Here is a 12,435-nt window from a genome sequence, read left to right as displayed (position 1 = left end):
GCAGCCATCCCTGGTCGGCGGAGCAGGATCGAAACCGCAGGATAGACCGCATCGAGGTCTGGCGGCGCCCACACATCCCCACCATTGGAAATGCTGACCCTGGCGCCGTGGCCAGCTCAGACCGACGCCCCCTGCCGCCGCAGATACCGCTGTTCGAAGCCGGCCGCGTAGGTCGCGGGCGGCGTCGACGACGAGGAATGTTCCACCACGCCGTCATCCGCGACATAGAAGATCGCGCGCCCGATCGCGATCTCCCCGCGCGGCACGGGCACGTACACCATCCAGCCCGCGTTGATGCGATCGGCGCGCAACTGTGCGAGTGGGTAGCCCGTCGTATCCAGCTGCCGATCGGTGATATAACTGCGGACGCGGGCGATCGCGTCCGCCGCCGAGATCTCTTGCCGTGCATGCCGAGTGAGCGATCCGGCGATCGAGAACTGATACAGCGCCGCATCTATGTCGAAACGGTCCGCCTCGCCGAAGACATCTACCACCAGTTCGCGCGTCACGACACCGTCCTGCGCCGCGGACACCAACGCCTCCGCCGCCGTGCGCACCGGTGCGGGCGGCCGATCCGGCAGCAGACTCGCCACGATGTCGATCACCGTCTCGGTAGTCCACACCCCGGGAATCGCCGAACCCGAACCCGCCGCCGGCGGGGACTCACCTCGATACCACTGCCCGGTATCCCACCAGTAGCAGAACGAGAGCAACCCGGTCGCCGCGCGCGGGTTCAGCACCGGATCGGCCACCCAATCCGGCGCCCCAGCATAGTAATTCGGCATCTCGGCAGCATCGTTGTACACCGCGTTCAAGGCGGGAGAATGCCACACACCGCCCGACAACACGGCTCGGTCGCCCGGCAGCACGAACACCGTCGACCCGGCCCGCCGGGAGCTCTCGAACCAGCCCAGCGACGGCAGGATTCGCGGTCCGCGCTCGGATCCGACCGCCACGAACGCGGCCGACAACACCGCCCACCGCGCCCACAGCACCGGCAGCTCCGGCAGTTCGTTGGTCATCGGCGTCGGCCGCGTCCCGGCCGTGTGATCGGCACGAACCTCCGCCACGGCGCGGCGTGGACTGCGCGTCTGCCGATCGCCGTGGCCGAGGTAGGCCGCCAGCCAAATCGGCAGCCGGGCCCTCGGGTACCTCACCAGATCGGCGCGATACGCCTCAGGCGCGAACAATTCACCGTCCGGGAACGGCTCGTCACCGTAATCGAGGTCGAATTCCACCTCGCCGTCGGCGGTCGCCGACAGCAGCAACCGCCACCACGGCCCGCGATCCAGCCCCGCCGACAACTCCCGATGTCGGCGCACCAGCGCCGATACCGACTCCGGCAGCTCCACTCGCACCGTTCGGTCGTCGACCACGCAGGCGGCGTTGGCCACGGCCTCGTCGACGGTCAGCGCGAAGACCGCATCCCACGACCGCCAATCCGGCGCGGCCACGGCGGAGATCTCCGCTCCGATCCGGCGGGCCAGCCGCAGCAGCCGCGTGTCGAGCGGCTCCTCGAAATCCTGGTACGACAGTTTGTTTCCCGGCGCATCCGATCCCGCTGGATCGTCGGCTCTCGAATCCCGCATCGGATACCTTTCGCTGTTGATTCCATGGATTCATCACAGCGGGCCGCGTTGCCCATGCGCCGTATCCTGCGTCGCCGACCCGCGTGCGGTGTCGATGAGCAGTCGGCACAACGTCTTCGCCGGTTCGGCGGCCCGGTCCTCGTTGAGCATGACGTCGGTGAGCGCGTCCGCCAGTGCCGCGGCGGGATCGAAGCGCCCCTTGTCGAAACTGCCGCCGCTCAATTGATCCCGCCATCGCCGGTAGCCACGCACAACGGGGGCCAGACCAGCGCGGCTGTGCTCGCCGCGGTCTCGGAGATATTCCGCGATCAGCGCCCGCTGCGCACCGGCACGCGCTTGCCGCCCGCCCGCGCGGTCGAAGGCGCGCCCGAACGCGCGGACCGTCGTCGCATAGACCGGCCGCGTGTCCGCTTGTGCGACAGTCGATCCCGGTCGGTGAATCGCGCGAATCGCCGCGGCGAGCCGCGCCGAATCATCGAGCAGGGTGATATTGAGGGTCACCGACCAGGCGCTCACCGGCTCCCGCGTGCCCATTGCCGATTGCTGCTCGATCCGCACGATCTCGCGCGGCGCGAGCGCACCGATGCCGACAGAACGCACGTCGAGCACCGGAAATCTGGTCAGGACCGCATCGGTCGCCGCCACGAATTCCCGGACGGCGGCCTCGTCGGTCACGGGCAGGTCGAACCCGGCCACCTCGACGCCGTGCCGCTCGGCCAGTTCCCGGGCGAGCCGCTCCAGGGCGCTGTCGGTGTTCCCCTGGTTTCGCGGCCGCCGGGGGGGATCGCTGTCGGCGTGCTGCCTGCCGGGTGGGCGCTGTGGCGCGGAAACTCTGTCCGCGAACGGCTTACCCGCGGCGCGGTCGGGTGTGGGACGTCCACCGAGCGGACCGGCCGAGGCCGTACCGTCCGACCACGGCGTCCGCGTCGGAGGCTGGACGACCGGCGCGCTGACGGCAGCCGGGCGCGGGGTGCCGCGCGCAGGGGCTGCCGTGGTATTCGGTACGGCACGAGCAGGTTCCGCCGCCGTCCGACGGTCGCCGGCGGTGTCGAACTGCCGAGCACCGGGCGGGGCAGCGCCGGGCGCCCGGCTAGGGTCGGCGAGGCGGCTGCCGGGCTGCTCGGCGGTGCGGTCGCCGCTGTTCGCGGCAGCCGCGACCGGAGATCGCGGCGTGCCGACATGACCCGGGCCCGGACTTTCGCCGACCGGACTCGGGGTGCGTGCCGTGCTCGCATCGGCAAAGGGAGCGCTGCTGGGTGGCACGGACACCGGCTGCGCGTCGACCGACTCCGGCGTCACCGCCCGCGACACGATGCTGGGGATCGGCTCGGGCGAGCGGCGGATCTGGATGGGGTCCGGTGCACGTCCTGGTTCGGCGGACGAACCGCTGCCGGTCCCGACGCCGGGCGGGACTGTCGGCTGGAGTGCCTGTGCTACCTGCCGTCCCGCCTGCTCATCCGCGGTGTGGAAGGCTTCCGCGGCACGCCCCACGTCGCTGCCGAAGCGACACACGTTGTCGGCGAAGTTCCGCAGCGCGATCAGTGCATCCCGCGCATCCGGTTCGTAGGTCTCCGCGAACGCCTTGCCTGCCTCGTCCTCACCCCACCACCGGCCTTCCTCGGCGAGGGCGGCACGCAGCCGTTCCACCACCTGTCTGGCTTCGGCGCCGATTTCTCGCAGCGCTGCCCCGCGCGCCCGCAGGTCCTCCGGATCGACCTCCAGTGATTCACTCACCAGTGCCTCCGGCCCCCCGGCCGACGACCGAGCACCGTCCGGTGGCCGCCGCGAACGAGCACGGTCGACCTGTCGACCATCGCCTCTCCCTTCGGTCCCGCCGAGACAACCAGTTTCTCCGACAGCGGAACTCGACCGGACGAGACCGTTCTCACCAGCAGGAAGCGCTCGACGCCCACAGATCCGGTGAACACCACCTCGTGCGGTCGAACGCGCCCGCCGATTCCACCGCGACCGGCCCGGGGTTCTCACCGCCCACGCCCCGGAGCTACCCGACGCCGGCCAGTTCCGCGCGGCGCTGTCCGCCGACCGGGAATGGACCGGACATTGGTACTCCCGCGACCCGATCGAAGCCTGGGAACGCTCCAGCACACCGGCCTGATACCGGTGAGGCGCTCACGCTCGCACGCGGGTGAACGGTTCGTCTTCGCGAAAACGAACCGGTCGAACCCCGGCGGGCTGTCCACCGCTGTCGCACCGGCGCCGGCCAGAAGGGCGGCTTCGGTACAACCCGAGGTTGCCGAAGCAACAGCCACGAGAGATCCCTGACGACCAGTGGCGTGACCTGTTCGGCGCCCTCCGGTCGAACCGGGACAGGGCGCTGTCGACCCTGGATCGACCAGTCGACCCGCGAAAATTTGGACACCGAACACCGGTTCATTCCCACACACGCCGTACTAGGATCAGTTGATATGCCATCGACACGCCGAGAGCGGGGCATGGAAAAGCCGGTGTACGCCGACGAGTTCGTCGGCCGTGATCCTGAACTCCAGAAACTACATGCGTTGCTGCGCGGCGAAGCGCGGTTGGTGACATTAGTCGGTCCTGGCGGGATCGGGAAGACGCGACTCGCTACCGAGGCCCTCCGCCGATTTCGCCGGCCAAGGTCGGCTCCGGTGTATTGGGTACGGTTGGCGCGCCTAGCAAGAGACTCGAACGCGGTGGCCGTCGAGGACGAGATCGCACGTTCTGTGGTTGAGGCCGACTTCCCCGACAGCACGACTTGGGACGCGCTGGTCGATACGCTGAGTAGGACTGATGCGCTGGGCCGCAACCAGCAAACCGTGCTGGTGATGGACAACTGCGAACATGTTCGCGGCGGCTCTGGCCGCCTTATTGCGGAGTTGTTGGCGGAGGTCCCGGGATTGACAATCCTCGCGACAAGCCGCGAACCGGTGGGGTGGGTCGACGAGCATGTCGTTGTAGTTCCCCCACTGACACAGCAACAAGCTGTGACCCTGTTCTGTCAGCGAGCGCAACTCGCCGGTCACACCCTCGTTGCTCCTGACGACGTGGCAGTGGCAGCGCAAATCTGTCGGCATATGGACAATCAACCGCTGTTTATCCGATTAGCTGCGGCGCGCGTGCAACTCCGGCCGTTGGCGATGATCCTTTCCGACCTCACTGGCGAGGAAACCGACAGACGGATGGGATGGCCTCCTCGACCCCTAAGGGGAGTCGAACCGCGTCACCGCAGGATCGTTGATGCCATCGCCTGGTCCTACGACCTATGCGAGGAGAAGGAACAGTTACTTCTCGACCGATTGTCCGTCTTCGCCGCTGGATATGACACGAATCCCGAAGACGATAACAGTACGGCCCTCGACGTCGGCGCGGACTTGGACGCGGTCGAAACGGTCTGCTCTGACGACCCCAGCCGGGGCGGCGATGAGCAATCCGCTGATCACCATGGCGTGGTGGTTCGACTAGCCGCGGACGAGATCGAAGGCCTGCTCGAACGCCTCGCCGATCAATCGCTGGTCACGTTGCATGTATCGCCGAATACAGTGCGCTATTCTCTACTAGAAAGCGTTCGAATATTTGCCCAGCAAAAACTACAGAAACGCAGCACCGATGAAGTCGACGAACCGGCGCGCCTGGTGCGCCGACACCGACAGTACTATCGCGATAAGGCTGTTTATTTGCAGCGCGATTGGTTCAGCCCGGCTGAGCAAAACTGGGCTCGCGCGGCGTGGGACAATATTGTTACCGCAATCGAGGGAAGTCTGACCGCAGGCGAACCTGAAGTCGGATTAGAAATTTGCGCGAGTCTGATTGCTTTACCACCCTTTAAAGGATCACCGCGAGAGATTCGCCGCTGGGCCGAGCGCACCCTCGAAGCCGCCCGCATGTCGACTCCGCAGCGGATCGAAGTCCAAGTGGCCGCGCTGTCCTTGATCGGGTGGCTGGCGATGGTCCAAGGAAGAAACGAAGATGTAGAGCGCATACTCGACGACTGCATCGATACATGCATCGACGATGCGATGATCAGGCAGAACTGGCGACAAGACCCGCACGCTGATGTTGGTCTCCCAGCACCGATTGAATTTTTGTGGGGATCCAAGCTGACGTTCCTGGACCGCGACGCGCGCGCAATCGAAGTGCTGGCACGAGCCTGCAAAAAATTTCAAGCTCTCGGAGATTCCGGCCGAGCCGCTCGAAGCGAATTGTATAAGGCATGGGCCGCGTGCTTTCTTGGGTCCAGAGAGGAAGCCATCGAGATAGCGATGCGGCACCTCGATCACGCCAGGGCGTCCGGAGCAGGGTGGGCAAAAGCTTGGGCCGAGTTGGCGTGGGCGACGACGTTGACCAAACACGGTGATCCCATTCAGGCCCTAGCAGTTGAGCGAGCAACACTAGAGAATCAGGTAGCTGCGCGTGATGGGTGGGGTGCAGCCTTCACAGTGTACGTGCGTACCTGGTCGCTAGCGCAGATTATCACTGACATGCTCGCTGCGGGTAACAACGACAGCACCCGACTCAAGTCGATGGCAACTGAAATTGCCCAACTCGCTGGAGGGGCTGTAGCGTTACGCGGAGGCCGCGGTTTCGACCTCAACGATCTGCCTCTGATAGCGAATGAAAACAACACCGCGATCGAAGTCGCCCGCGGGGTATTGGGGCCTGAGGCTTTCCACGCAGCCTACCGGCAGGGTTCACTGTTGATTCCGGAGGCGGATGAAGTACAGCGTCTCGCATTGGGCACGCTTGCAATCCATAAGATGCCGATGGAACATCCCGCGCGGCAAAATACTGCCTCGCGCTGGGGTCGGTTGTCCGACGCCGAAATGGAAGTCTCTGTCTTCGCGGCGGCGGGGTGGAAGAACGTTGAGATCGCCGCCCGGCGGGGTACGTCATCCAAGACGGTCGACGCACAAGTGGCGATGGTTCTCCGCAAACTTGAGATCGGTTCTCGTCAAGATATCATCAAGCTCGCACCCAAAGATCTGCTCGACAAAATCCGTACTGCAGCAGCAAAACGGCCGTCGCGCACACATGAAAGACGGCGGCACCAGGACTGACGGGCAGCGGCCTCCCGCCGGATCAGGCTCGCAGCAACGGCGCTGCGGCAACGTCCGGCAAACCCTCGGCCTAATATTCCAGCCGGATTTCGTGATGGTCATGGCGTGATGGTGGATCGTCGCTTGTCAACATAGGCTGGCGTTACCGTTTCAGTCCCAATAGTTGAACAGCGCGTCGCCGACGGTCTGTGGATTCCAATACCGGACGTCATGTTGATCGAGCTCGGGCCAGGCTGCTATGTCGAATGGCTGGGCGAGTTCGGCTGCAAGCTGAGCTGTACGCGACTGTCAGGACGAAAGCCGGCCCGCCGTCGGGGTGGTTCGCCTGATCTACAGGCGCCAAACCCCGCCCCCGCCGGCGCGGCGCCACCCACCACCGCCCTGGGCCGGGCAAGTACCTCGCCGACCGGCACCTGTGTTCCGACACCGGACTCGCGCGACTGTCCTACGACCAGGCCCGCGGACTCCTCCCGACGCCCGAGGGTGTCGAACTGGTCCTGCCCGGCGGCTACCGGATCATCGCGCGAATCCTCGAGCACCGCAACATCTTCGATGCCAGAATGGTCGACCCGGAAGAGGTGCCGTGCACCCCCGCTCCTACTGCGCCGCATCCGCGCGGCACGCGCGTGGCCCCGTTCGTGCCAGACGATCTGCTCGCCGAGCTTGCTCCTGCAGCGGCGATCACCATGGGCCTCGAAGGCGGACTGACCGATTTCGCGGAGGGGCTGCGCGAAGTTGAGCGTCCGCACTCGACGTGGGACCCTGTTCGCGGTCACTTCGGCTTCGTGGAGTTGCCCGAACTTCCGGTGGCCGCAGTGGAAATCGGCCGGAACTTTCGCGGCACCGAAAATTGGGTATGGCCGATAACGTCTGGGAGGGCAGCGCGGCGGTACGTCGGCTGGCTCGCGAACGCGGCGCGGACCATCTTGCGGCGGACAGCGTGGACCTGGTCGCGGCCACCCATTTCTGGGAGAACACCATCGACCTGCTGTCGGCGGCAGCGGTGTATCTCGGCGGCGCGGTGGGTTGGGCACTCGTCCCCGATAATGCCGGCTACCACGCCCTTGCTCTCGCCGCTGAACGCATCGCCGCACTTGGCACGGACCTGGACCTGGCCTGCGCCGTATTCGACGCCACCGCGTATCTCCTGCATCCGCTCACCGATCCGGAGAACCGGTGTCGAACGATGCGGGAGATGGCGGTCGGCTACTTCCGCCATCACCGCGTCCCCACGGTGTACGTTGGTGAGCCGCAACTGTTGATGGGCCACTTGGGCCTGTACGAGGTGCGGGTCGAGTTCGATGTCGACCGTGCGGTGAGTCGCACCAGCTACGGCATGAGCGGCGATGCCTTCACTATGCGCCCCTAGCCGAGTGTCGCACCGGCACTGGGCGGTCTGGGCCGTCCGAGCAGGCCGCGCAGCTGTCGTCGAAACCCCACCGCTCAGCGCTACCTCTCGAGGAACTCCAGGACGTCCTCGACAAACCGCCGGTCGGCGATCGCGCTGTTGTGGTTTCGCCCGGCATAGACCAACAGCTCGGCGTCTTTGAGCCCTTCGGCGGTGTCACGGAACATGGCGACGGGATAGGCGAGGTCCTTGTCGCCGCCGATCACCACGGTGGGCGTGGCGATGTCGGCGAGCCGGTCACGCAAATCGAACGAGTCCTCCGCTTCGATGACACGAATCGCCTCGGTGTAGTCACCGTTGGAAGGACGCATCATCGGGTCGATCATCCAGAGAAATCCGGCCATCAGCCTTCTGCCGAGAGGTGACGTCGACGCGATCGACGCCCACGCCACCGCGGGCCGCTTCCCTGCGGCGGCGCGCTCGGCGAACAGCCGCATGGCATTGCGACCCTCCGTGCTCAGTGAATACGCGGCGCTCGCGAGGACAAGCCGTCGGACGGCTGCGGGGTGGTCATGCGCGAGTTGCAAGGCGACCGATCCGCCAGTGGAATAGCCGACCACGTCCACCGCACTGTCGAATTCGCCGGTGAGTCCCTCAGCGAGGTCGGTTGCGATGTCGGCCATCGTCAAGCCCGCGGGCACTCCGGCACGGCGATTGAAGACATAGACCGTGCGATGCGCGGCCAGCGGCAGGAACGGCTTGATCATGAACTTGCGCGACCCGCCATCCAGGTTGCCGTTCTCCGGAGTCGATCCAGGCAAGGCAATCAGTGGGGCGCCGTCGCCGAACTTGAGGTAGGGGTGGCCGTTGGGGCACTTCCCTTCGCAGATTTCCAGTTTGGCGGTCATTGGCACTCCTCCGGAACAACGTAATTCGATTGGGGCGACGTTATCGGATATCGGCCATCCGAACCAGCCGGTCACTCCAGAACGGCAGTTTGGTGCGTGGGGTGCACTCGAGTGCCGTTCGAGGGTCGGGATTGTGGCGCTGTTAATTCGGCGCCACACACCGACAACTCCTCGAGCTCCCGAACCAAGTATTGGCCGCCCGCCAGTTGTACAAGTCCGCCGCAGAACCCCAGCTCGGCCGTGACGAGCTGACCGGTCGTACCCGCCCGTGGACGACTCACGACACACCCGCGCTGTGTCATCGCCACAAATCCCGGCACCGCGATTGTCGGATCAGCGCAACCGATCGCCTCGCCATCATGGACTGGAGCAGAAGTCACAGGTAGGGCACCGAAATGGTGAGCATCGATCGGTCCGGCAAGCGACCGTAGCCATCCATGTCGCCGAAGATGTTATCGGCCTGACAAGTGCGAATCCTGCGTTGATTCGGCACGAGCCCGCGATGCTTGTGGGTGCAAGCGATCCAGAACTCGGCCCGACACCAGGGCCTGCGCGTCGTCAGGGGCGGCACCGCCGCCGTGGCCCGGCCCTGATGACACTCGCCCACCCAACCAGGAACGGACACATGACCAGCACCGGACGCGTCTGGATGACAGCACAAGCCAGTAGCCGACTGCGTATCGAGTCGCATGAACTGTTCACGCGACGCCCCGCGAGGGATGCTGCTCCACGCACGGCCTCCCTACAGACTGACGAACCCAGCACTCGGAGAACGAGGGCGGCTCGCCGACGAATCCGAACGGCGCATCGCCATTGCCCTGATCTGCACAGTGCTCAGCATCCGCACCGCGACAATCGCGACCGCACCGGCCACTCCCGCGCACTGACACCGAGCCGGCCCGCCACAGCAGGTGACTGCGCCCTCGACCTGCACGACCGCGTGGACCGGCAGGAACAAGCCCCATCGCGCTGATCGCCGATGGGTGCAGGCGTGGAGCCCGCAGCGAATCTCCAAGCGTCTGAAGATCGACTACCCCGACGACCTGTCGATGCGGATCAGCCATGAAGCGATCTACCTGGCGTTGTATATCGAAGGGCGTGGAGCGCTCGAGCGTGAGTTGATCTTGTGCCTGCGCACCGGGCGGGCGCTGCGGATGCCCCGAGCACGATCGAAGCGTGCGGCCTGGGCGCACGTCACCGCGCGGACGCTGCTGCGTGAACGACCGCCGGAGGCCGAGGACCGGCGGTGCCCGGCCACCGGGAAGGCGACCTCATCATCGGGACGGACCGTTCTGCGATCGGCACTGTTGTCGAGCGGTCGACGCGGTTCGCATTGCTCATCCACTTGCCACGCGAGCCGGGATGGAGGGCGGCCGCTCCGGTGAAGAACGGCCCCGCGTTGAGCGGATACGGAGCCGAATCGATGAACAACGCCCTGGCCGCGGCGTTGGGACCGATGCCCCCGCCGCTGTTGAGATCACTGACCTGGGACCGAGGTAAGGAGATGTCGGGCCACGCCGTATTCACCGACGAGACAGGAATTCCGGTGTTCTTCGCCGATCCTCACAGCCCATGGCAGCGAGGCACTAACGAGAACACACCCGACCATGCCGGGCCGAAGGTCCGGCGAAAAATCGAGGCTAGGTATTGACAGCTCGGTAGCGGTCGAGATTAAGATACAGACCACTCGGTATCGAGTTTGGTTCATCAAGCAGGACAAGATGTGATGGCGCACAGAACATTTCGACCGTCCGCGATGGCCCCGGGTGCTCGATGAGAACAGTCATCCCGCGTGGGTTGGACCGCATCGCCACACCAGTCAGTCCGTTCGGTGATCAGGCAGATGGTCATGCGGTCCGGTGGGCGAAGGAAAATCAGCTGATCCAGTCCGGCAGCGCGGAGCAGCGGTTGGCGAGAACCAGGCCCGGGACGCTCGCTGCCTATTGCTACCCGATCGCTGATCCGGCCGATCTCTGCCTGCTGGCGGATTGGGTGACTTGGCTGTTCATCCTGGACGATGTGAACGACGAAGGTACCTACGGGCGACGCCCTGAATTGCTGGAGCGTACGCTGACCGGCATTTTCTTCGACGAGCGCGATCAGCGAAGACGTCGACGAGGACGCTGTCGCTTTTTCCCGGGAAGGCGCCCCGTTGTTCTGGGAAATCGTCACCGAATGGGACCATCCGGAAGGCGACCGGACATTCCACGGTTGGCTCGGCAGTGCACGCGCCGACATCAGACCACACCTGCGCAGCAACGCCTATGTAAATCTCTCCACCGACGATGGGCCGGCGTGGCGCCGCGGAGTATGGGGAAGCCCCGACAAATACGCGCGCCTCGTGTGCGCCAAAACCGAATGGGATCCGGATAACATGTTCCGCTACAACAAGAACATTCGGCCCGATGATCTGCGCGCAGCGCCGCGAGTCGACGAATGACCGACAGTGCACACACAGAACGCGCTGTCGAGCTCCGAGCCGGCGACCTCCTCACACGGGCCCGCGAAATCTGCGAGCCGATGCTCCAGGAGTCGGTCGAATCGCTACCGAATCCATTGCGTCGCATGGCGGGCTACCATCTGGGCTGGTGGGATACCGCTGGAGTACCCACGCAGGCTGGATTCGGGAAATATTTGCGACCCGCCTTGGTGATCGCCGCGGCCAGGGCCTGTGGAGGAAGTGAGGCCGCCGCGCTATCCGCCGCGGTCGGGGTCGAGCTGGTGCACAATTTCAGTCTCGTACACGACGACATCATGGACGGGGACCGAACACGACGAGGATACCCAGCAGTGTGGAGTGTGTGGGGAACGTCCGACGCCATTCTCCTCGGCGACACCCTGCATGCCCTGGCCTATCGGGTTCTGGTCGCGGGTCTGCCCGCACCGGTGGCTGTCGAAGCTTCGCGACGGCTCGCTGTCGCGGTCGCCGAAATGTGCCGAGGCCAGTCCGACGACTGTGCGTTCGAGACGCGACCACGTGTGGAACTCGGTGAGTACATTCAGATGGCGATGGACAAGACAGGTGCGCTGATGGGTTGCGCCTGCGCGCTCGGCGCACTGAGTGCGCGAGCAGACCCGGAGACGGTGTCGCTGATGGACTGTTTCGGTCGCAAACTCGGCCTGGCGTTCCAGTTCACTGACGACATCATCGGAATCTGGGGAGACCCGATCATCACCGGAAAGCGAGCGGGCAATGATCTGGCCGGACGCAAACGGTCGCTGCCTGTTGTGACGGCCCTGTTGTCGAATAGCGAGGCCGCGCGCGAGCTAGCGGAACTGTATGAGTCCGACACCGCTCTCGGCCAGGAAATGGTCGCCCGGGCCATGGCACTGGTCGACGCCGCCGGGGGACGACGATCGGCTCAGCGACATGCCGACCGCCAGGTGCAGGCCGCTGTCGACACCTTGCCCGCCGGACTTGCGACGGCCGACCTTATGGCCTTGGCGAATGTGATTGCTCGCCGAGACGGGTTGATTAGCGCCCGGAATCGGCGCCGCCCGATGCATGAACCAACATTTCCGGCTTCTCCACGCGAGCAATGACCAGAACAGGT

The 12,435-nt window shown here is 65.3% G+C and carries 7 protein-coding genes and 1 pseudogene; 5 read left to right on the top strand and 3 right to left on the bottom strand.

The window, feature by feature from the left end:
- Positions 1-116: 116 nt before the first annotated feature.
- Positions 117-1,589, bottom strand: coding sequence for a hypothetical protein (locus GVY39_RS25425; protein ID WP_159928875.1), 1,473 nt, complete (start codon positions 1,587-1,589; stop codon positions 117-119).
- Positions 1,590-1,622: 33 nt separating this feature from the next.
- Positions 1,623-3,323, bottom strand: coding sequence for a hypothetical protein (locus GVY39_RS25420; RefSeq protein ID WP_159928873.1), 1,701 nt, complete (start codon positions 3,321-3,323; stop codon positions 1,623-1,625).
- A 719-nt stretch (positions 3,324-4,042) separates the two neighbouring features.
- Between GVY39_RS25420 and GVY39_RS25415 the strand changes: the two genes are divergently transcribed.
- The gene (locus GVY39_RS25415; protein WP_159928871.1) at positions 4,043-6,625 is read left to right on the top strand and encodes an AAA family ATPase; all 2,583 of its coding nucleotides are present in this window, start codon (positions 4,043-4,045) and stop codon (positions 6,623-6,625) included.
- 856 nt (positions 6,626-7,481) lie between these two features.
- Positions 7,482-7,994, top strand: coding sequence for a hypothetical protein (locus GVY39_RS25405; RefSeq protein ID WP_159928869.1), 513 nt, complete (start codon positions 7,482-7,484; stop codon positions 7,992-7,994).
- A gap of 80 nt (positions 7,995-8,074) precedes the next feature.
- On the opposite strand, the gene GVY39_RS25400 is transcribed toward GVY39_RS25405, so the two are convergent.
- A complete protein-coding gene (locus GVY39_RS25400) occupies positions 8,075-8,881 on the bottom strand; it encodes an alpha/beta fold hydrolase (protein ID WP_159928867.1) in 807 nt (268 codons plus the stop codon).
- Positions 8,882-9,822: 941 nt separating this feature from the next.
- Between GVY39_RS25400 and GVY39_RS34620 the strand changes: the two are divergent.
- The 3 genes and pseudogenes from GVY39_RS34620 to GVY39_RS25385 all read left to right on the top strand — a co-directional run.
- Positions 9,823-10,481 (top strand): annotated as a pseudogene (locus GVY39_RS34620) (IS30 family transposase); the annotation flags it as partial.
- A gap of 552 nt (positions 10,482-11,033) precedes the next feature.
- Positions 11,034-11,321: a BBE domain-containing protein gene (locus GVY39_RS25390; protein WP_236565661.1), complete on the top strand. Its 288-nt coding sequence runs from the start codon at positions 11,034-11,036 to the stop codon at positions 11,319-11,321.
- Positions 11,318-12,424, top strand: coding sequence for a polyprenyl synthetase family protein (locus GVY39_RS25385; RefSeq protein ID WP_159928865.1), 1,107 nt, complete (start codon positions 11,318-11,320; stop codon positions 12,422-12,424). The genes GVY39_RS25390 and GVY39_RS25385 overlap by 4 nt, the downstream gene beginning before the upstream one ends.
- Positions 12,425-12,435: the final 11 nt, after the last annotated feature.

This window comes from Nocardia sp. CY15, from assembly GCF_009829295.1.
GTDB classification, from domain to species: Bacteria; Actinomycetota; Actinomycetes; order Mycobacteriales; family Mycobacteriaceae; genus Nocardia; species Nocardia sputi.
Note: the sequence above shows the minus strand (reverse complement) of the source record. Positions and strands in the feature narration are given on the sequence as shown.

Excerpts from the sequence above, each read along its gene's own strand:
- GVY39_RS25425 (WP_159928875.1), bottom strand. The coding sequence starts at position 1,589 with ATGCGGGATTCGAGAGCCGACGATCCAGCGGGATCGGATGCGCCGGGA.
- GVY39_RS25415 (WP_159928871.1), top strand. The coding sequence starts at position 4,043 with ATGGAAAAGCCGGTGTACGCCGACGAGTTCGTCGGCCGTGATCCTGAA.
- GVY39_RS25405 (WP_159928869.1), top strand. The coding sequence starts at position 7,482 with ATGGCCGATAACGTCTGGGAGGGCAGCGCGGCGGTACGTCGGCTGGCT.
- GVY39_RS25400 (WP_159928867.1), bottom strand. The coding sequence starts at position 8,881 with ATGACCGCCAAACTGGAAATCTGCGAAGGGAAGTGCCCCAACGGCCAC.
- GVY39_RS25385 (WP_159928865.1), top strand. The coding sequence starts at position 11,318 with ATGACCGACAGTGCACACACAGAACGCGCTGTCGAGCTCCGAGCCGGC.